20 protein-coding genes, 1 tRNA gene and 1 other RNA gene are annotated in these 18,577 nt (G+C 67.3%); 12 read left to right on the plus strand and 10 right to left on the minus strand.

Annotation, left to right across the window (positions count from 1 at the left end):
* Positions 1 to 17: 17 nt before the first annotated feature.
* Positions 18 to 890: a diaminopimelate epimerase gene (gene dapF / locus BMW26_RS07230; RefSeq protein WP_053095842.1), complete on the plus strand. Its 873-nt coding sequence runs from the start codon at positions 18 to 20 to the stop codon at positions 888 to 890.
* Positions 890 to 1,540, plus strand: coding sequence for an HAD family hydrolase (locus tag BMW26_RS07235; RefSeq protein WP_072591157.1), 651 nt, complete (start codon positions 890 to 892; stop codon positions 1,538 to 1,540). The genes dapF and BMW26_RS07235 overlap by 1 nt, the downstream gene beginning before the upstream one ends.
* A gap of 18 nt (positions 1,541 to 1,558) precedes the next feature.
* On the opposite strand, the gene BMW26_RS07240 is transcribed toward BMW26_RS07235, so the two are convergent.
* On the minus strand, positions 1,559 to 2,200 hold the full coding sequence (locus BMW26_RS07240) for a class I SAM-dependent methyltransferase (protein WP_053095844.1): 642 nt from the start codon (positions 2,198 to 2,200) through the stop codon (positions 1,559 to 1,561).
* Between the two features lie 245 nt (positions 2,201 to 2,445).
* On the opposite strand from BMW26_RS07240, the gene hflX reads away from it, so the two are divergent.
* Positions 2,446 to 3,780, plus strand: a complete 1,335-nt coding sequence (gene hflX / locus BMW26_RS07245) for a GTPase HflX (RefSeq protein ID WP_372983662.1) — start codon at positions 2,446 to 2,448, stop codon at positions 3,778 to 3,780.
* 24 nt (positions 3,781 to 3,804) lie between these two features.
* Here hflX and BMW26_RS07250 read toward each other — a convergent pair whose 3' ends face one another.
* Positions 3,805 to 4,476 (minus strand): SIMPL domain-containing protein, encoded by a 672-nt coding sequence (locus tag BMW26_RS07250; RefSeq protein ID WP_072591158.1) that lies wholly within the window; start codon positions 4,474 to 4,476, stop codon positions 3,805 to 3,807.
* Positions 4,477 to 4,607: 131 nt separating this feature from the next.
* Here BMW26_RS07250 and ssrA point away from each other — a divergent pair.
* Positions 4,608 to 4,977: a transfer-messenger RNA gene (gene ssrA / locus BMW26_RS07255) on the plus strand.
* 102 nt (positions 4,978 to 5,079) lie between these two features.
* Here the strand turns inward: ssrA and BMW26_RS07260 are convergent.
* The gene (locus BMW26_RS07260) at positions 5,080 to 6,444 is read right to left on the minus strand and encodes a GmrSD restriction endonuclease domain-containing protein (RefSeq protein WP_072591159.1); all 1,365 of its coding nucleotides are present in this window, start codon (positions 6,442 to 6,444) and stop codon (positions 5,080 to 5,082) included.
* A 125-nt stretch (positions 6,445 to 6,569) separates the two neighbouring features.
* On the minus strand, positions 6,570 to 7,424 hold the full coding sequence (locus tag BMW26_RS07265) for a hypothetical protein (RefSeq protein WP_072591160.1): 855 nt from the start codon (positions 7,422 to 7,424) through the stop codon (positions 6,570 to 6,572).
* A gap of 88 nt (positions 7,425 to 7,512) precedes the next feature.
* Here BMW26_RS07265 and BMW26_RS07270 point away from each other — a divergent pair, with 88 nt between their 5' ends.
* Entirely contained in the window at positions 7,513 to 7,827 is a 315-nt protein-coding gene (locus tag BMW26_RS07270) for a DUF7882 family protein (RefSeq protein WP_056278625.1), read from the plus strand.
* 3 nt (positions 7,828 to 7,830) lie between these two features.
* Here the strand turns inward: BMW26_RS07270 and BMW26_RS07275 are convergent, their stop codons facing one another.
* Positions 7,831 to 8,394, minus strand: a complete 564-nt coding sequence (locus tag BMW26_RS07275; protein ID WP_072592266.1) for a hypothetical protein — start codon at positions 8,392 to 8,394, stop codon at positions 7,831 to 7,833.
* A 21-nt stretch (positions 8,395 to 8,415) separates the two neighbouring features.
* Positions 8,416 to 9,213 (minus strand): inositol monophosphatase family protein, encoded by a 798-nt coding sequence (locus tag BMW26_RS07280; RefSeq protein ID WP_072591161.1) that lies wholly within the window; start codon positions 9,211 to 9,213, stop codon positions 8,416 to 8,418.
* 145 nt (positions 9,214 to 9,358) lie between these two features.
* On the opposite strand from BMW26_RS07280, the gene BMW26_RS07285 reads away from it, so the two are divergent.
* Positions 9,359 to 9,431 (plus strand) — tRNA-Lys (locus BMW26_RS07285).
* Positions 9,432 to 9,541: 110 nt separating this feature from the next.
* Complete coding sequence (locus tag BMW26_RS07290; RefSeq protein WP_072591162.1) at positions 9,542 to 9,952, plus strand: protease inhibitor I42 family protein; 411 nt, start codon at positions 9,542 to 9,544, stop codon at positions 9,950 to 9,952.
* Positions 9,953 to 10,051: 99 nt separating this feature from the next.
* On the opposite strand, the gene BMW26_RS07295 is transcribed toward BMW26_RS07290, so the two are convergent.
* The 3 genes from BMW26_RS07295 to BMW26_RS07305 are packed head-to-tail and all read right to left on the minus strand — an operon-like array spanning position 10,052 to position 12,537.
* Complete coding sequence (locus BMW26_RS07295; RefSeq protein WP_072591163.1) at positions 10,052 to 11,278, minus strand: MFS transporter; 1,227 nt, start codon at positions 11,276 to 11,278, stop codon at positions 10,052 to 10,054.
* Entirely contained in the window at positions 11,275 to 11,712 is a 438-nt protein-coding gene (locus tag BMW26_RS07300; protein WP_056278629.1) for a MarR family winged helix-turn-helix transcriptional regulator, read from the minus strand. The genes BMW26_RS07295 and BMW26_RS07300 overlap by 4 nt, the downstream gene beginning before the upstream one ends.
* Positions 11,713 to 11,751: 39 nt before the next feature.
* Complete coding sequence (locus BMW26_RS07305; RefSeq protein WP_053095854.1) at positions 11,752 to 12,537, minus strand: IclR family transcriptional regulator; 786 nt, start codon at positions 12,535 to 12,537, stop codon at positions 11,752 to 11,754.
* Between the two features lie 106 nt (positions 12,538 to 12,643).
* Between BMW26_RS07305 and BMW26_RS07310 the strand changes: the two genes are divergently transcribed.
* The 3 genes from BMW26_RS07310 to BMW26_RS07320 are packed head-to-tail and all read left to right on the plus strand — an operon-like array spanning position 12,644 to position 15,295.
* A complete protein-coding gene (locus BMW26_RS07310) occupies positions 12,644 to 13,417 on the plus strand; it encodes a CoA transferase subunit A (RefSeq protein ID WP_072592267.1) in 774 nt (257 codons plus the stop codon).
* A gap of 1 nt (position 13,418) precedes the next feature.
* Positions 13,419 to 14,069, plus strand: a complete 651-nt coding sequence (locus tag BMW26_RS07315) for a CoA transferase subunit B (RefSeq protein ID WP_187249537.1) — start codon at positions 13,419 to 13,421, stop codon at positions 14,067 to 14,069.
* Between the two features lie 23 nt (positions 14,070 to 14,092).
* Positions 14,093 to 15,295, plus strand: coding sequence for an acetyl-CoA C-acetyltransferase (locus BMW26_RS07320; protein WP_053099088.1), 1,203 nt, complete (start codon positions 14,093 to 14,095; stop codon positions 15,293 to 15,295).
* Between the two features lie 3 nt (positions 15,296 to 15,298).
* On the opposite strand, the gene BMW26_RS07325 is transcribed toward BMW26_RS07320, so the two are convergent.
* Complete coding sequence (locus BMW26_RS07325) at positions 15,299 to 15,580, minus strand: hypothetical protein (protein WP_053095855.1); 282 nt, start codon at positions 15,578 to 15,580, stop codon at positions 15,299 to 15,301.
* 237 nt (positions 15,581 to 15,817) lie between these two features.
* On the opposite strand from BMW26_RS07325, the gene BMW26_RS07330 reads away from it, so the two are divergent.
* Both BMW26_RS07330 and BMW26_RS07335 read left to right on the plus strand, forming a co-directional pair.
* Positions 15,818 to 17,089, plus strand: a complete 1,272-nt coding sequence (locus BMW26_RS07330) for an MFS transporter (RefSeq protein WP_072591164.1) — start codon at positions 15,818 to 15,820, stop codon at positions 17,087 to 17,089.
* A gap of 51 nt (positions 17,090 to 17,140) precedes the next feature.
* On the plus strand, positions 17,141 to 18,550 hold the full coding sequence (locus BMW26_RS07335) for an alpha,alpha-trehalose-phosphate synthase (UDP-forming) (RefSeq protein WP_056278630.1): 1,410 nt from the start codon (positions 17,141 to 17,143) through the stop codon (positions 18,548 to 18,550).
* Positions 18,551 to 18,577: the final 27 nt, after the last annotated feature.

Genomic DNA, 18,577 nt, shown 5'->3' on the forward strand with positions numbered 1-18,577 from the left:
ATCTCTAGACTGGACGAATGGTCGCATTCACCAAAGGGCACGGTACGGGCAACGATTTCGTGATCATCGCCGACCCCGACGGCTCACTGGAACTCAGCTCGGAACAGGTCGCAGTGCTCTGTGACCGGCACCGCGGCATCGGAGCCGACGGCATCCTTCGTGTCGTGCGCTCTGCAGCGATCGTGGACGGGCGGGCGTCACTCGCTGAGGAGCCGGCAGCTGAATGGTTCATGGACTACCGCAACGCCGACGGATCGATCGCCGAGATGTGCGGCAACGGCATCCGCGTCTTCGCGCACTATCTCGTGCGTTCCGGGCTCGCCACGATCCAGCCCGGCTCGACGCTCCCGATCGGAACCCGAGCGGGCGTGCGCGACGTGACCCGCAGTGAGACGGGATATCAGGTGGATCTCGGCCTGTGGAAGCTCTCCGGCGACGACCCTCTTGTCACGGCGGACGGGCTCCCCGTCACGCGCCCGGGGCTGGGCATCGACGTCGGGAATCCTCATGTGGTGGTCGCCCTCGCATCCGAGGCGGAACTCGCCTCACTCGAACTCCACCGTGCTCCGGTGCTCGAACCCACCCCGCCCGCGGGTGCGAACGTCGAGTTCGTCGTCCCGGGTGAGCCGCTTGTGCGGGACGGGATCGGGCACGTCTCGATGCGCGTCTCCGAGCGCGGTGTGGGGGAGACCCTCAGCTGTGGCACGGGTGTGGCGGCCACAGCTCTGGCGGTGCGCTACTGGGCAGGTGCGAAGGCGCCCGACAACTGGCGGGTCGAGGTGCCGGGTGGCACGCTCGGCGTGCGCATGTTCCCCGCGGAGGACGGCGAGCACGTCGCGCTGTCCGGCCCCGCGCAGCTCGTGTTCAGCGGCGAGGTCGACCTGATCTGATGGGCGCGACCGGTCCGATCGATCTGGTCATCTTCGACTGCGACGGAGTCCTCGTCGACAGCGAGCGGCTCTCGATCGAGGTGGACCGGCGGGTACTCGCCGATCTCGGGTGGGAACTGTCCTCGGACGAGATCGTGCACCGGTTCGTCGGACGTTCTGCCGCCTACTTCCGCTCGGAGATCGAGTCGTTCCTCGGGAGCCCGCTTCGCGATGACTGGGAGGCGACCTATCAGCCGTGGTACGTCGCTGCCTTCGCTGAGCTGATCGCGGTGGACGGCGTCGAGCGCGCACTCGACGAGATCGTGACGGCCACGTGCGTGGCTTCGAGCGGTACCCATGCGAAGATCCGGAGAACGCTCGGGATGACCGGTCTCCTTCCGCGATTCGAGGGAAGGATCTTCAGCGTGGATGACGTGGTCGTCGGTAAGCCCGCCCCGGATCTCTTTCTGCACGCCGCAGATCGGCTCGGGGTGCACCCCGAACACTGCGCGGTCGTCGAGGACAGCCGGTTCGGCGTCCGCGCCGCTCGAGCCGCCGGGATGCGGGTATACGGCTACGCCGGCGGGCTCACCCCAGCCGAGTGGCTCGAACAGGAAGGAGCCGTCGTGTTCGCCGACATGCGCGACCTTCCCGACCTTCTCGGTCGCTGATGTCGCTGCGGCGAGACGTCAGACGAGAGCGATCGGCTCGGTGGGTGGGGTGCCGTGCTTGCGCACCTTGAGGATGCGATAGCCCTTGGAGGTCGCGGTGCGGTGCACGCTGAAACCAGGATGGAACGTCGAGCCGATCCACCGTTGCAGCGAATCCGCGCCGAGGTTGCGCTGCACGACGAGCCACGCGTCGCTGCGCTCGTCGAGGCGGGGGATCCACTTCTCGAGCAGGCCGTGAAGCTCGTTCTTGCCGACGCGGATCGGAGGATTCGAGCGGATCGAGCGGAAAGTCACGTCAGCGGGAACATCCTCGGGCAGTGAGGCGTTGACATTCTTGAGACCATGAGCTGCGGCGTTGCGACGCACGAGATCCAGAGCCCGCTCGTTCACATCGACCGCCCATACGGTCGCATGGGGCGCGGCCAATGCCATCGACAGCGTGACCGGTCCCCACCCGCTTCCGAGGTCGAGAAGATGGCCTCCCGGCGGAACCGGAGGCGTGTTTGCGAGAAGGACGGCAGTACCGGCATCCAGCCGATCCGGGCTGAAGACGCCGCCAGCAGTGGTGACGTCCAGCTCTCGGCCTGCGAGCGTCACACGGATCGATCGCAGGTTCTCGGGGCTTGCCGGGGCCGCGGTGAAGTAATGGTCGGACCCCATACCGTGAGCGTAGCGGACAGCGCGGGCTAAGGTTAAGGCTCGCAACAAAACCCAGAGATAAGGGACGGATGACGGAGACCAGCACACACTCCACAGGTGACGAAGCAGTCGATCGCGTTCTCGCGAATGCGGAGAAGCGGACGGAGGCACGAGTCTTCGGCGCCGCTCAGGCGCTGCAGGACCAGTCCACCGCGTCACACGCGTTCTCGGACGGCGACCAGTGGGACCTCGAGGATCGTCATGCGCTGCGGCGCGTCGGCGGTCTCTCCACAGAACTCGAAGACGTCACGGAGGTCGAGTACCGCCAGCTCCGGCTCGAGAACGTGGTGCTGGTCGGCGTGTATCCGCAGGGCGCTCAGGAAGACGCGGAGAACTCGCTCCGCGAACTCGCAGCCCTCGCGGAGACCGCAGGAGCCGTCGTCCTCGATGGCGTTCTGCAGAGGCGACCGCACCCGGACGCCGCGACCTACATCGGGCGCGGCAAGGCGCAGGAGCTGAAGGACATCGTGGCGGCCACGGGCGCGGACACCGTGATCGCCGACACGGAACTCGCCCCCAGCCAGCGACGAGCTCTCGAGGACGTGGTCAAGGTCAAGGTCATCGACCGCACCACCGTCATCCTCGATATCTTCAGCCAGCACGCCAAGAGCCGTGAGGGCAAAGCCCAGGTCGAACTCGCGCAGCTCGAGTACCTCCTGCCGCGCCTGCGCGGCTGGGGTGACTCGATGAGCCGTCAGGCGGGTGGCCAGGTCGGTGCCGGTGGTGCCGGAATGGGCTCCCGTGGCCCCGGTGAGACGAAGATCGAGCTCGACCGTCGCCGCATCCGCACCAAGATGGCGCTCCTTCGTCGGCAGATCCGTGACTTCGGCCCGGCGCGAGAGGCCAAGCGCGCCGAGCGCAAGCGCAACACGATTCCTTCCGTGGCCATCGCCGGATACACCAACGCCGGCAAGTCGAGCCTCCTCAACGCTCTCACGAGCGCAGGGGTGCTCGTGGAGAACGCACTGTTCGCGACGCTGGATGCGACGGTCCGCCGCTCGGAGACGTCGGACGGGCGTGTGTACACGCTGACGGACACCGTCGGCTTCGTCCGCAACCTTCCGCACCAGCTCGTCGAGGCTTTCCGATCCACGTTGGAAGAGGTCGGCGACGCCGACGTCGTGCTGCACGTCGTTGACGGATCTCACCCCGACCCCGCCGGTCAACTGCAGACCGTGCGGGACGTCATGGGCGATGTCGGTGTGCGTGATATGCCCGAGCTCGTGGTGTTCAACAAGGCCGATCTGATCGACGACGACGAGCGTCTCGTGCTGCGAGGCCTCGAGCCCACGGCGCATTTCGTCTCATCCCGGTCGGGCGAGGGCATCGAAGAGCTTCGAGCGGCGATCGAAGAGGCGCTTCCGAAGCCGGCCGTGGAGGTGCACGCGGTCGTTCCCTATGACAGGGGTGATCTGGTCGCGGCGATCCACGAGACCGGGATGCTGCTGGCGGTGGACCACAGCGAGCAGGGCACAGTCGTGCACGCGCGTGTGTCGGAGCGACTCGCCGCCGATCTGGCGCCGTTCGCGATCGACGCCTGACCGCTTTGCGGTGCGGGGCGCGGTTCAGCGCGCGACGAATCGCGCCTCGACCGTTGCGGAGATGACGATCTCGTCGGGTTCGTAGTCCATTGACGGCCCGCCCACGTCCTGGGACTCCTGCATCATCGCCCCGCGCATCTTGGGCATGCCCGCGAGCGGCTGAACGGGTGCGGGGGCGATCAGCCCGACATCGGCGATCTCGACGGGAACGACGGAACCGAGTCCGAGCGCTGTGGCGTATGCCTGCGCGCGAGTCACGGCCGCTCCGACGGCCTGCGCCGCGACCTCCCGTTCGACCCGGGACCTCGTCTCGGCGGTGAGGTGCCAGTCGACCCAGCCGACCTCGACACCGTCCCATGCCGAGACCTCGGACACCCAGAGCGAGAGCGCCGAGGCCTCGGCGAACGTCGCAGTCAGATCCACGGCGGCGTAGTGAACGGGCGCGAGCTGCGTGCCCTCCGAGTTCCACGGGCGCTCGGCGCGGACGGACAACCGCTTGCTGGACCAGTCGACGACGATGCCCGTGTCCAGCCGCGCGGTGATGCTCTCGCGCACCGGCTCGGTGAGATGCATCACGCTATCGACCACTCCTGCGCGGTCGGCGCCGTCTGCGCGGACACTGACGTGGATGGTGGCGCGCTCGGGCGCAACTCGCGCCTCGTGCTCGCCGCGGACGGTGACGGTGACTTCGCTCATGTCGTGACTCTACGCCAGGGCATGGAATGGCGAAGGCCTCGCGAACGTTGTAGTCTGTGAGGCTCGGGGACTCCGGTTCCCGGGATGATAAGTACAAAGAGTGACAGCGGCTCCTTCGAGAGAAGGACCACGGGGCTGATCGGTTTCGACAGCGCCTGTGAATCCACGAGAAGCGGGCCGAGGATGCAGAGTTATCTCGTAAACGCTCTCTGCAAAAAAATAGTTGCCGAAACCAAGCGCAACGACTTCGCCCTCGCTGCATAAGCGAGCCCGATAGTCCGTCAGGCCGTATGTGATTCCGATACGGATCCTGGCGTCATTTAGGAATCTTGCTGCGTGATGGCGTCTGGACGTCACGTGGGACTCTTCCCAGGCTGGGCTCGTCGACTTAGGTGTCTGTGACAAAGGTCGGAGCCGAGCAGAACGTCTTCACAGACTGCGCCCGGAGAAGGCGTGGAGACTCAGCGTTGGACGGGGGTTCGATTCCCCCCAGCTCCACCACGTCGCTGTCACAAGCAAGAAGGCCCGCCTGCCTAGTGATGATCACTAGGGAGGCGGGTCTTTTGTGTGCGTGATCGGGAATCGACGCGGCTCAGGCTCGGCCTACGGCGCGCCAGGCAGGGTCTCGCAGGGGATGCCGTCGTTGTCGAAGTCGAGCTTTGCGACGTCGCCGTAGTAGGGGTAGAACCGGTCGAACCATTCCTTCGCTGCAGCGTAGTTCGCGAAGTCCGTGCAATTCCGCGTGTCCCCGGGGTTCCCCGGTTGCTGAGGCGGTTGAGGTTGCTGAGGCGGCTGAGGGACGGGGATGCCTGAGGACGGTACTCGGAAGTTGTCGCCTTCGTAGATCCACACCCGCCACCACTTGGCGAGGACTGCATCTCGTTCGGCCGCGTCCGCGGTGTAGAAGTGATGAGCCGCGGAGTTCGACCAGAACCGCGCGACGGGAACGGTGCCGGCCTGCGTGGAGTCGGCCGGGTAGACGTAGTACGCGATCCCTTCGTCTTTCCAGATGTTCGGCCACTTGGCGATGACAGCCGCGCGCTCGGCGGGGTCTGCGGTGTAGAAATGCCCCGAGTACGTGCTGCTCCAGAACCTGTAGAGCGGGATGGTTCCGGCGACCTGAGTCGTGAACGCGGTGTACCGCTGCCCCTCGTAGGTCCAGACGTTCGGCCAACGGGCGATGATCTGATCGCGCTCCGTCGGGTCAGTGGTGAAGAAGTGCCCCTGGTGGACGGGGCTCCAGAACCGGTACACGCCGACGGGGTCTGGCATCGGCGGCGCGGAGGGCCGTCCGACGGTGGGCGTCGCCGGCATCCAGGCGTCCCACTGGGGGCCGCATTCTTGGAGGAGCGTCTGGATGGCACTCTTCTCGACGGGGTCGACGGACAGGTTCCACCGCCACTTCACCGCGACCCACTCGGAGACATAGGTGCACCGCATCGGCCGGTATGGAGGCAACCACGATGCCGGATCCTTGTCGGCCTTCGCGGTGTTCACGGCGGCGGTGACCATGGTCAGGGTGCGCTGGTCGTCGAGGTCGTTGGAGTAGCTCTGTCGTTGCGCGTCGGTCCAGGCCCACGCGCCGGACGCCCACGCTTCCTTGAGCGCGACAAGGTGATCCATCTCGATCGCGGCGGGGTCGATGTGCGTGACGTTGTCGTAGTAGGAGAACCACTGACCTCCAGTGACGGTGCACGCGCCGGTGACGGTCGTCGGAATGTCGGACTCCTCGAGCAGCACCTCCTGACGGGTGCGGCATCCGTCCCCGTCGAGATCCGCGCCTTCGAAGAAGAGGTCGCGGTTGTACTTCACGGTGGACGGAGCCTCGACACGCAGCTGATCGAGGAGCGTGCCGACGGGTACCCTTTCCGTCGATGGCGGAGGCGCTGCCACCGCCGCTGACGGAGTGAGCGAGCCTGCGACGACCGCGGTCGCGACGAGAATGGCACTCAGGAACCGATTGCGCATGCCACTCCCTGTGAAATCGGCTCCGCCGTGGAGCCTCGCGCTCAGGATACACACAGAATACCGGTACGCTGTCGAGGTCGTTCGACGGCGCGTGCGTCCGCTGACACGTCCTCCCGCGTCGGTGGTCAGCCGGTGGTGAGCCGGTCGAGAGCGTCCTCTGCGGTGCGGAGATGCTCTTCCGACTCCCGCACTCGCTGCGCGAGCGATTCCTGTTCGGCCTTCGCCTCCTCGGCGTCTTCTCGCGCGCGCTTCGTTTCATGTCGGACCTTCGCCAGGTCAGCTTCGAGTTCACGCTCACGACGTGTGAGGGCTTCGATCCTCACCGCAGCATCGCGGAGTGCTCGGTCGGCCGTCGCCGCTTCGCGTGCCGCCGTGTCGTGAGCCTTCTGGGCTTCTCTGACGGCCCGTTCCGCGTCCCGTCGCTCTCTGCGTGACCGCACCTCGTCGACGGGTGTGGGCGAGATCGCGGGTGGTGCGGGTGCGCCTCCACCCACGAGGGTGTCGGCGATGTCGGCGAACGTGCCGGCCGGTTCCAGCTCGCGCACGAGCCTCGCCGAGGAGACGGCGGCGGCCGCAGTCGGATCGAAGAAGGCCGCGCTGATGGTCTGCTGAACCGCCTCTCTCGTCGAAGCCGTGACGCGCTGTCCGCGCGCTTCAGCGAGCGCAGCGGCATCTGCCGCGAGTCGGCTCGTGAGGGCGCGGCGGTCGCGACCGAGCTGCGCGAGCGCGCGAGCATCCAGGTCCGCCTGAGCTTCGCGGAGCTCTTCGGCGAGTTGAAGCGCTTCTCCGAGTTGCGCGGCGCGCTCGTGTGCGAAGACGTTGACCACCCAGGCGGCGACCGACGGCTTCTTCAGATCGCGAATCTGCGCGGCGAGGCCCGCGTCGTCGGCCTCGACGGCGCGCGCGTTGCGTGCGCTCACGAACTCTGCAGGTGACCCCGTGTACAGCTCCACTGCGATGTCAGCGAGCGGGGAGTCCATGCGTGCGACGATACACCGCGCAGGATGAGCTCCTCCCTGCCTCTTCAGATGCGCAGTCCGTGCCACCTGTGCCAGTATTCTGGTTCGCATGGCAACGCTGTTCTATGGCGCGTCGGACGTTCCGATCCACATCGAGGATCGATCACTCGCGCATCTGAAGATCGTCATCGCGACCAAGCTCCGCCGTCAGGAGAGCTTCACCCTGTCATGGCGTCATCCCGAGGGAGAGCCCGGCGGACGATCCACCATCTGGATCCATCCGTCCATCCCGCTGCGCTTCACCTTCGACGAGCCGGAGCAGCCTCAGTTGAACCCGCGGTGGATCGACGATCTGATGCAGTCGGTGAACTCGACAGGCGGCATCCTCCTCGTCGACGAAGTGATCGATTCTCCGGTCGAGTGAGCGTCAGCTGGCCCACTCGATCAGGATGAGGCCCTGGCGCGTGTCCGCGAACTTCACCCAGCCGTCGCCGAACAGATACGTCATGCCGTAGCCGTCTTCGTCGGTGCCCATCGCGAACTGCGGGTTCTCGGTGATGTAGATGCCGTCGGGGCCGTCCTCGCGGGTCCAGCCCTCTCCGAGGAGGGAGGTCTGTGCAGCAGTGGCGTCTTCAGCGCTGATCGTCGACCACCCGTAGAGCTGACCGTGATCTGAGGCGACGCTGTAGTCGGCCCAGAAGCAGAGGAGCCCGTCGGCGAGCGTCACGCCACCCACCACGAACTCCTTCTCCTCGAAGGTCCAGCCCTGATCGGTGAGTGCCTGCACGGTTCCGGCCGAGACGATCGTGTCGCAGGCTGGCTCCACCGCCGCGGAGGGTGTGGGAGTGGCTGCCGGCTCCGCAGTCGCCGTGGGGGAGGGCTTCGGCGAGTCGGGCGTGGGCGACGGCGCTCCCTCGGGCGTCGCTGCGCAGGAGACGAGCGCGACGGTGAGCAGGAGCGCACCGAGTGCGGCGGAGGTGAAGCGGTTCATCGCGCGTGCCTTCATCGGGGGTCAGTCGTGCAGAAGTGCGAGGAACGCGTCGTGGAGGATGCCGTTGGTGGCGAGCGCCGAGAGGTCGGAGATCGTCTCTGCGCCGTCGAAACCGGTCATCCGACCGCCCGCCTCGCGCACGATCGGGACTGCGGCCGCGACGTCGTACTCCTTGACGCCGAATTCCGCGACCATGTCGATCCGCCCCTCGGCCAGGAGCATGTAGGCGTAGATGTCTCCGTAGGCACGGTCGCGCCATACCCGGTCGGCCAGCTTCAGCAGTTGGTCGAGGTGACCGGACTCAGCCCATTGGGTGATGCTCTGGAAGCTCACGCTCGCGTCATCGAGAGACGACACGGAGGATGCCGAGACGCGGCGCGGTTCGGCATCCGTCGCCGTCCATGCCCCTGACCCTGACGCCGCCCACCAGCGGCGTCCGATCGCGGGCATGCTGACCACTCCGACCTGCGGTACGCCGTCGACCGCGAGGGCGATCATCGTGCCCCACAGCGGCACTCCGCGGAGGAAGTTCGCGGTGCCGTCGATGGGATCGATGATCCACTGCCGATGGGTGCTGCCCTCAGCGCCGAACTCCTCGCCGAAGATGCCGTCATCGGACCGTTCGGTCGACAGGATGGCGCGGATCGCCCGCTCGGTGGCGAGGTCCGCATCGGTGACATGAGAATTGTCCGCTTTGGTCGAGATCTCCAGGTCAGAGCTGTCGAACCGGGGGAGCGACTGCGCATCTGCGGCGTCGGCGAGTCGAAGGGCGAGTGCGAGGTCGCGAGAGAAGTCGTCGACGCGGGGGGAGGCGGTCACATCTCCAGGATAACCGCCCCGCCCGGGGACCCGAGGGCTCGTGACACGGGGCGACACGCGCGGCGAACACGTGGGACCCGACTCGATTTCGCACCGCGGCGATCGGCTGGTAATGTAATTCCTCGGCCGGGGAATACCGCGCCACGCACCTCTAGCTCAATCGGCAGAGCAACTGACTCTTAATCAGTGGGTTCTCGGTTCAAGTCCGAGGGGGTGCACGGATCAGCCCCGATGACTCTCGCCAGTCATCGGGGCTTTTCTGCGTCGCGGTGATGCCGCCGACATCGCTTTCCGTGCGCTAGTTTGATGCAAACGCTAAGGGGTGGCGATGCGCGCACGGGTGAAGAGATTCGCAGTCGGAGCGATCGTGGCCGTCTGCAGTCTTCCGCTCACCGCATGCTCGGCTGGGCTCGAGACGAGCATCGCCTATACGGCCTCCTCGGTGACGCTGGCCCCCGACGAGGCGCTCGTGGTCGACTTCGGTGACATCAATCCCACCGTCGGTGAGGAGTGGGTGCTGACGCGGGAGCCCGATCCGGCGGTTCTCGGACCGGGCGACGAGCGGTCGCGGTACCTGGGCGAGGAGGGTGAGACCGGAGCGCCGAGCGCGCTCACCTACCGCTTCGCGCCCGTGGGTGAGGGAACCACCGTGATCCAGTTCGAGTACCGATTCCGCGGCGCCGTTCCCGAGGACCTCGACGACCAGAAGACCGCGGAGATCACGGTCACCGTCAAGTAGGTCGATCAGGCGACTGCGATGACAGCGCCGCCGGTGGGCCTGCTGCGCTCTGAGAGCTCGCTCATCGCCCCACGGCATCGAACGCAGCAGGCTGGCGTGTCACCCGGCGTCGCCGAGCAGGATGGCCTGCGCGTCCTCGATCGCGGCGTCGTCGGGCTCGTCGTCGATGTGCGCGAGGATCTTCCTGCCGCAGAAGATCGTCGCCGCTGCGATGAGCACGGCGAGAGCGGCGACCAGATACGGGATCGTCGCGTTGAACGCGTGCCAGAGAGCCGCTGCGAGGGGCGGCGCGATGGCTCCGCCGAGGAACCTCACCGACGAGTACGCCGACGATGCGACCGAGCGGGGCAGGTCCGTCGCCTCCATCACCGCTTCGGTGAGCACGGTGTTCATCACACCCAGCAGCAGTCCGCCGATGACGATGCACACGACCAGCGCAGTGGCGGATTCGACCAGCAGGCCGGCGATGATCAGATCCACGGCGAGAAGCGGCAGGACGGTGAGGATCACGCTCGTGCGGGACATCCGGCGCATGAGCAGGGGAGCCACCCAGACGCTCGTGATGGCGAGGGCGAGGCCCCAGCCGAAGAACGTGAAGCCGATCCCCATGGCCCCGAAGCCCAGAGGGAACGGCGAGAACGCGAGCAGGATGAAGAAGCCGATGTTGTAGAAGAAGGCCGCGATCGCGAGAATCGCGAGCGCAGGACGACCCAGGGCCCTGAAGGGTGCCGAGAACGGGATGGGCGCGCGCTTGTCCTCGGGTCCGCGCAGAAGCACGAGCACGGCGAGGAAGGCGATCGCCATGAGCACCACCACTCCGAAGAACGGGGCGCGCCAGCTCTGCTCGCCCAGCAGGCCGCCCAGAAGCGGACCGATGGCGATACCGAGCCCGAGGGCTGCCTCGTAGAGGACGATCGCAGCTGAGCCGCCCCCCGATGCCGCGCCCACGATCGTCGCGAGAGCGGTGGAGATGAACAGCGCGTTGCCCAGACCCCATCCTGCGCGGAAGCCGATGACCGCGTCGACGCTGCCGCTGAGCGCGCAGAGCAGGGCGAACACCACGATGAGCGCCAGCCCGATCAGAAGCGTCTTCTTGGCGCCGATGCGGCTCGAGATCCAGCTGGTCACGAGCATCGCGAGACCGGTGACCGCGAGATAGCTCGTGAACAGGAGCTCCGTCTCGAACGGGGTCGCCTGCAGGGATTCCGCGATCGCGGGGAGGATGGGATCCACGAGTCCGATGCCCATGAATGCGACGACGCACGCGAAGGCGACGGCCCAGACCTGGGCTGGTTGCTTCCACACTGAGGTGGCGGGGGTGTTCACGCTGCTGCTCCTGTCGAGTCGGTGGTGGTGTGCGCCGCGAGGATCTCGGCGGCGCGCGTCAGGATGCTCCATTCGTCGCCGTCGAGGTCGGCGAAGCGAGGGGCGAGCGTGTCACGGAACTCTTCGCGCCATGACTGCAGCGCGTGGGACCCGGCCGCGGTGATGGCGACGGCCGTCGCGCGAGAGTCCTCGGCGACGGGGGAGCGAAGGACCAATCCCTCGCGCTCGAGATTCCCGATGAGCCGGGTCATCCCGGGCTGGGTCGTGCGTGCGGCTGCCGCGAGCTCTCCGACCCGCTTAGGGCCGGACTGCTCGAGCAGACTCAGCACCCGCCACTGCGCGGCAGGCGCATCATTGCCGGCGTCCTGTGCGGCGATCCGGCCGAGCGCATACCCGGAGAGCACGAGCGAGGGGATGACATCCTGACGATTCATACCAGAAAGTATATACCCACTGGTATGTATAAGTCCGGGTCAGCGCCGAGCCCCCGCGATCCGAGCCGAGAGCTGGTGCGCATGGGCGAGGAGCGTCCTGCCCAGCTCGCCGATCCGATCAGGGCCGAAGCGGAATCCCACGCCGGTCAGGCTCAAGGCCCATTCCGGTCGACCCGAGCGATCGAAGACCGCCGCGCCGAGACCCCAGCTGCCCTCCACGATCAGCCCCGGATTCACCGCATAGCCTCTCTCCTTCGTCTCGGCCAGCCGTGTTCGCAGAGGTGCGGCGCCGTGAGATCTGCCCCAATTGGCCTCGAGCTCCGGATGACGTTCCAGATAGGCGTCCACATCGTGGTCAGGGAGGAATGCCAGGATGGCGAGCCCGGCGCTTGCTACGCCGAGCGGAAACCGCACGCCCTCGCTCAGCACGAATGACCGGATCGGGAAGGAGCCCTCCTCGCGGACGAGGCACACCGTCTCATCGGCACGGCGCACCGAGAGGAAGGCGCTCTCCTCGGTCTTGACCGCGAGCGAGCGGACGATATCACGCCCCAGGGCAGTCACGTCGTAACGGGCTGCGGCGACGGATCCCATGAGATAGAGCTCCGGCCCGGGCATCCAGCGAGTGGAGGACTCGTCGCGGTCGACCAGACCCTCGGCGCGAAGTGCGGAGAGCAGGCGATGCGCGGTCGAGCGGGACAACCCGGCGGACGCGGACAGCTCCTGGAGCGACGCACCGTCGTGGCCGCTGGAGGTCACGAGCCTCAAGAGCTTCGCGGCGCGCGCGATCGCCTGCGTTCCGGGGATCGAGGCGGAGGGTTCCATAATGTGGACGTTATTCGTTGATGTGTCCACATCGCAAGAGTGTTCTTCCCTCGGGGATGCCGGAGAGCGGATGCTGAAGAAACGGGCGTCATTCGAAGGAGCATGCGTGATCGACAAACAGTGGGCGAGCGCCGAAGAAGCGGTCGCAGACATCGAGGACGGTGCGTCTCTCGCCGTCGGAGGATTCGGGCTCTCCGGGAATCCGACTTCGCTCATCGACGCACTGCTCGCCCGGGGCACGAGCGGGCTCAGCATCGTCAGCAACAACTGCGGAGTGGACGACTGGGGGCTCGGCATCCTGCTCGCCGCTCGCCGGATCCGCAAGATGACCTCGTCCTACGTCGGGGAGAACAAGGAGTTCGAACGGCAGTTCCTCTCCGGCGAACTCGAGCTCGAGCTGACACCGCAGGGAACCCTCGCCGAGAAGCTCAGGGCGGGAGGGTCTGGGATCGCCGCATTCTTCACCCAGACCGGCGTCGGCACGCAGGTCGCCGAGGGTGGGCTCCCGCGACGCTACAACCCCGACGGCAGCATCGCGGTGGCGTCTCCGGCGAAGGATGTTCGTACCTTCGACACCGCGGCAGGGCCGCGTGAGTATGTGCTCGAAGAGGCCATCACCACCGATTTCGCGCTGGTGCATGCGCTGGCGGGGGACAGGCACGGGAATCTGATCTTCAACAAGGCGGCGCGCAACTTCAACCCGCTCGCGGGGATGGCCGGACGAATCTGCATCGCGCAGGTGGAGCAGCTCGTCGAACCGGGGGAGCTGGATCCGGACCGCGTCCATCTGCCGGGTGTCTTCGTGCACCGCGTCGTCGAGGTCGGCACCGACATCCCGAAGCGCATCGAACGTCGAACCGTCACGCCGGAAGGAGTCTGACATGGCGCTCACACGCGATGAGATGGCCGCTCGCGCTGCCGCAGAGCTGCGGGACGGCTCCTATGTCAACCTCGGCATCGGGCTGCCCACGCTCGTGCCGAACCACGTGCCCGACGGCGTGACCGTCGTGCTGCAATCCGAGAACGGCATCCTCGGCGTCGGACCGTACCCGCACGAGGGCGCGGTGGATCCGGACCTGATCAACGCCGGCAAGGAGACCGTCACGGTGCTGGCCGGTGCCGCGTACTTCGACTCCGCGACGAGTTTCGGCATGATCAGAGGCGGCAAGATCGACGCGGCGATTCTCGGCGCCATGCAGGTGTCCGCCACCGGAGACCTCGCGAACTGGATGATCCCGGGCAAGATGGTGAAGGGACCCGGCGGCGCGATGGATCTCGTGCACGGTGCCGCGCGCGTCATCGTGCTGATGGAGCACACCGCGAAGGACGGATCGGCGAAGATCGTGCACGACTGCTCGCTTCCACTCACAGGCCGCGGGGTCGTCGATCGCATCATCACCGACCTGGCGGTGATCGACGTGACACCGGACGGTCTCTCGCTCGTCGAGCTCGCACCGGGCGTGACGGTGGAGCAGGTCGTGGCGGCGACGGAGCCGACACTCACGGTCCCCGAAGAACTGCACGACCGATGAACGCACAGAACGGAGAGGCGGAGATGAACGCCCCAGACCACTCGAGCGACGCGGACGTCGTGATCGTCGCCGCGGCACGCACTCCCCAGGGCCGCCTCAAGGGACAGCTGGCGAGCTTCAGCGCGCCGGAGCTCGGCGCATTCGCGATCCGAGGTGCCCTGGAACAGGGGTCCATCGATCCCTCGGACGTGGACGCCGTGATCGTCGGCCAGGTCCTCGCGGCCGGCTCGGGACAGAACGCAGCGAGACAGGCGGCGATCGGAGCCGGTATCGGCTGGGACGTTCCCGCCCATTCCGTGAACAAGGTGTGCCTCTCAGGTCTCACGGCGATCATCGACGCGGCTCGGATGATCCGGACGGGAGACGCGGCGGTCGTCGTCGCGGCGGGCATGGAATCCATGACCAGGGCTCCGCACCTGCTCATGGGGTCGCGGGACGGATGGACGTACGGCAGCGTGGAGGTGCTCGATCACATGGCCCACGACGGCCTCACCGACGCGTACGACAAAGAGAGCATGGGCGCGTCCACCGAGCGCCACAACGCCCGCTACGAGCTGACGCGCGGGGCTCAGGATCAGGTGGCGGCGCTGTCGCATCAGCGTGCTTCGGCGGCTCAGGCCGCCGGCGTCTTCGACGATGAGATCGTGTCCGTCGCCGTTCCCCAGCGGCGGGGGGAGCCGACGCTCGTCACCGCCGATGAGGGCATCAGGCCCGACACGACCGTCGAGTCCCTCGCGGGCCTTCGGGCGGCGTTCGCCGAGGGCGGCTCGATCACGGCCGGCAATTCGTCTCAGATCTCCGACGGAGCGTCGGCGGTCGTCGTGACGACCCGCGCCACGGCGGCGACCAGAGGCTGGCCGGTGCTCGTCACCGTCGGCGCCAGCGGGCAGACCGCAGGGCCGGACAACTCGCTGCAGGCGCAGCCCGCGCGGGCCATCGAACGCGCGTGCGAGAAGCAGGGCATCACGGCCGCAGACCTCGATGTCGTCGAGATCAACGAGGCCTTCGGAGCGGTCGTCGCCCGATCGCAGCTCGAGCTCGGGCTCTCCAGCGACATCGTGAACGTCCACGGCGGCGGCATCGCGATCGGTCATCCGATCGGCGCGTCAGGCACACGTCTGGTCGTCCACATGGCACACGAACTCGCTCGCAGAGGAAGCGGCGTCGCGGCTGTGGGGCTGTGCGGAGGAGGCGGTCAGGGCGAGGCGCTGATCCTCACCCGCTGAGACTCAGCGCTTGATCGGCTTGACGCCCTCGGAGCGCTGCTTCTTGGCTTCCTTCTCGCGCTCCTTCTGCTGCTTGGCATAGACCGGCGAATCGGGCGACACGGGGCGACCCTGCTTCGCGCGGCGGGTGTCGATGACAGCGCCGATCGACAGCGCGAGCGTGATTCCCCAGCTCACCCACGCGAGGGCGGAGCGCCAGGTGATCTTGGTGTCGCGGGATCCGCGGAGCAGAGTGACGCCCGTCATGATCGCGCCGACGATTCCGGTGCCCGAGAGGTAGTTCATGACTTCACGCTACCTGTCGACGGCTGCGTCGCGCCCCGCCTTGACAACTCGGCGGGGAATCTGTCAGAGCCGTTCGCCGATGAGGCGGCCCGGGAACCCAGGCGTCGTCCCGCCGACCGCGATACCATGGAAGGGTCGCGGCTGGTCCGCGGCCGCAATCCGTGTATCTACCGGCCGCCGGCTTCCCGGCGGACAGCGGCGGCACCCGACCCCGCGTCCGTGGACGCGCGAGAGCCCATGACACACGCAACTCCCATTCCCGAGCACCCTGCCCCGATCCCCGCGGCTGAGGAGCGAGGACTGCTCCGCATCGCGGGGCTCCCGTATTTCATCATCGCGTTCATCGCCCGGCTTCCGTTCGCGATGATGGTCGTCGGAGTGCTCACGGTCGTCGTCTCGGCGCGCGGTTCGCTCTCGCTCGGCGGACTCACCTCGGCGGCCGTCGGACTCGGCACAGCATGCTTCGGACCTCTGCTCGGCGCCGCCGCCGATCGGTTCGGACAGCGCATGGTGCTGCTGATCCTGGCGATCGCCAACGGGGCGATGCTGGTGCTCTTCACCGTCGTCGTCTACACGGGGGGAGCGGACGCGCTGGTGCTGATATCCGCGTTCGGCATCGGCGCCACCGCTCCGCAGGTCGCTCCGATGTCTCGATCCAGACTCGTGACGATGATCGCCGATCGGATGCCTGAGGCGGCGCGCACGCGCACCGTCTCGGGGACCATGGCGTATGAGTCCGCCGCCGATGAGACCGTGTTCGTGTTCGGCCCGTTCATCGTCGGCATCCTCGCCTCCGCCATCGCGCCGTGGGCCCCGCTCATCGGTGCGGCGGTGCTCACGGTCGTGTTCGTGGGCGCGTTCGCCCTGCATCCGAGCGCGCGTGTCGTCTCGGTGCACCGAGGCGAGGACGGGCGGGCGCCGTCGGCCGTGACCGAGCTCTTCAGCCCGCGTCTGCTGATCGTCGTCGTCGGCATCCTCGGCGTCGGCATGTTCTTCGGCACGATGCTCACATCGCTCACCTCCTTCATGGCGGACCGCGGCGCCGCAGAACAGGCAGGGCTCCTCTACGGCGTGATGGGTGTCGGGTCGGCGATTCTCGCGCTCGGCGTCGCGTGGCTCCCGGTGCGGTTCTCGCTCCGCGCGCGCTGGCTGCTGTTCGCCGGCATCCTGCTCGGCGGAAGCCTGCTGCTGCTCCTCGTCGACTCGCCGGCGACCATGATGATCGCTCTCGGGATCATGGGGATCGGCATCGGCCCGACCCTCGTCACGCAGTACAGCTTCGGGGCTGCACGCAGCCCTCTGGGGCGCTCGGCGACCGTGATGACGATGCTCGGCTCGGGGATCGTCGTCGGGCAGTCCCTCGGCGCGGCCGTGGCGGGAGAGCTCGCCGAGAGCGCAGGAACGACCAGCGCTCTCGTGCTGCCGATCATCTCTGCGGCGATAGCCTTCGTCGCCGGGCTTGTCAACTGGTGGCTGAGCGGCACCCGACCTCGCGTAGCCTCGGTCTGAGCTTCTGTAGCCTGAGGAGCACCCCCACTGCATCGTCAGGAGCACTCACCCATGTCAGTCGCAGATTTCGTCGTCGTCGCCAACCGACTTCCCGTCGACCGGGTCGTGGGTCCTGACGGAGACGAGGAGTGGCGGACCTCCCCGGGCGGTCTGGTCGCCGCACTCGAGCCGATGATGCGCAGTGCGCGCGGAGCCTGGGTCGGGTGGGCCGGCCAGCCGGATGTCGAGCTGGATCGATTCGAGATCAACGGCATCGACCTGATCCCGGTGCCGCTCAGCGCCGAGGAGGTCGCCGACTACTACGAGGGCTTCGCGAACGACACGATCTGGCCGCTGTACCACGACGTCATCGCGCCGCCGCAGTACCACCGCGAATGGTGGGAGGCGTACGTCAAGGTCAACCGCCGTTTCGCGGAGGCAGCCGCCGACGTCGTCGCACAGGACGGCACCGTCTGGGTGCACGACTACCAGCTGCAGCTGGTGCCGCAGATGATCCGCGAACTGAGGCCCGATGTCACGATCGGCTACTTCCACCACATCCCGTTCCCTGCGCACGGGCTCTATGCCCAGCTCCCGTGGCGTGATCAGGTGCTCAAAGGCCTGCTCGGCGCTGATGTCATCGGCTTCCAGCGCGCACAGGACGCCACCTACTTCCTGACCGCTGTGCGCCGTCGTCTGCGTCACGAGGTGAAGGGGTCGGCGGTCACCATCCCGACCGAGGGGGGCGGCACGCGCACCGCCGTCGCTCGGGCCTTCCCGATCTCGATCGACACCGCTCCGTACCTCGAGCTCGCGGCACGCCCCGATGTCCGAGCGCGCGCGGCCGAGATCAGAGCGAGCCTCGGCAACCCGAAGAAGATCCTCCTGGGCGTGGACCGCCTCGACTACACCAAGGGCATCCGGCATCGCATCAAGGCGTACGGCGAGCTCCTCGAAGACGGCAAGCTGAGCGTCGACGACGTCACCTTCGTGCAGGTCGCGAGTCCGAGCCGAGAGCGTGTCGACGCGTACGTGCATCTTCGCGATGAGATCGAACTCGCGGTCGGGCGCATCAACGGCGATCACGACACCATGGGGCACACCGCCATCCGCTATCTGCACCAGGGCTACCCGCGCGAGGAGATGGTCGCACTGTACCTCGCCGCCGACGTCATGCTCGTGACCGCGCTGCGCGACGGCATGAACCTCGTCGCGAAGGAGTACGTCGCGACGCGGGCCGACAATCGCGGGGTGCTCGTGCTGAGCGAGTTCACGGGCGCCGCCGACGAGCTGCGGCAGGCGGTGCGCGTCAACCCGCACGACATCGCCGGGTTGAAGGACGCGATCATGACCGCGGTCACCATGACGCCCGCTGAGCAGGGCAAGCGGATGCGGTCGCTGCGACGTCGCGTGCTGGAGAACGACGTGAACGCGTGGTCGTCGTCGTTCCTGCGCGCACTCGCGGACGTCCGCGGACGCTGATCGGCCGGGTCGCACCGTTCCGCCGGG

The sequence above is a fragment of the Microbacterium sp. 1.5R genome (assembly GCF_001889265.1).
Lineage (GTDB): Bacteria > Actinomycetota > Actinomycetes > Actinomycetales > Microbacteriaceae > Microbacterium.

Coding starts and splice junctions, on each gene's coding strand:
- BMW26_RS07300 (WP_056278629.1), bottom strand. CDS start 11,712: ATGAATCGTCAGGATGTCATCCCCTCGCTCGTGCTCTCCGGGTATGCG.
- BMW26_RS07320 (WP_053099088.1), top strand. CDS start 14,093: ATGAACGCCCCAGACCACTCGAGCGACGCGGACGTCGTGATCGTCGCC.
- BMW26_RS07260 (WP_072591159.1), bottom strand. CDS start 6,444: ATGCGCAATCGGTTCCTGAGTGCCATTCTCGTCGCGACCGCGGTCGTC.
- BMW26_RS07240 (WP_053095844.1), bottom strand. CDS start 2,200: ATGGGGTCCGACCATTACTTCACCGCGGCCCCGGCAAGCCCCGAGAAC.
- BMW26_RS07250 (WP_072591158.1), bottom strand. CDS start 4,476: ATGAGCGAAGTCACCGTCACCGTCCGCGGCGAGCACGAGGCGCGAGTT.
- BMW26_RS07305 (WP_053095854.1), bottom strand. CDS start 12,537: ATGGAACCCTCCGCCTCGATCCCCGGAACGCAGGCGATCGCGCGCGCC.
- BMW26_RS07335 (WP_056278630.1), top strand. CDS start 17,141: ATGTCAGTCGCAGATTTCGTCGTCGTCGCCAACCGACTTCCCGTCGAC.
- BMW26_RS07325 (WP_053095855.1), bottom strand. CDS start 15,580: ATGAACTACCTCTCGGGCACCGGAATCGTCGGCGCGATCATGACGGGC.
- BMW26_RS07315 (WP_187249537.1), top strand. CDS start 13,419: ATGGCGCTCACACGCGATGAGATGGCCGCTCGCGCTGCCGCAGAGCTG.
- BMW26_RS07275 (WP_072592266.1), bottom strand. CDS start 8,394: ATGAACCGCTTCACCTCCGCCGCACTCGGTGCGCTCCTGCTCACCGTC.
- BMW26_RS07265 (WP_072591160.1), bottom strand. CDS start 7,424: ATGGACTCCCCGCTCGCTGACATCGCAGTGGAGCTGTACACGGGGTCA.
- BMW26_RS07330 (WP_072591164.1), top strand. CDS start 15,818: ATGACACACGCAACTCCCATTCCCGAGCACCCTGCCCCGATCCCCGCG.
- BMW26_RS07290 (WP_072591162.1), top strand. CDS start 9,542: ATGCGCGCACGGGTGAAGAGATTCGCAGTCGGAGCGATCGTGGCCGTC.
- BMW26_RS07235 (WP_072591157.1), top strand. CDS start 890: ATGGGCGCGACCGGTCCGATCGATCTGGTCATCTTCGACTGCGACGGA.
- dapF (WP_053095842.1), top strand. CDS start 18: ATGGTCGCATTCACCAAAGGGCACGGTACGGGCAACGATTTCGTGATC.
- BMW26_RS07270 (WP_056278625.1), top strand. CDS start 7,513: ATGGCAACGCTGTTCTATGGCGCGTCGGACGTTCCGATCCACATCGAG.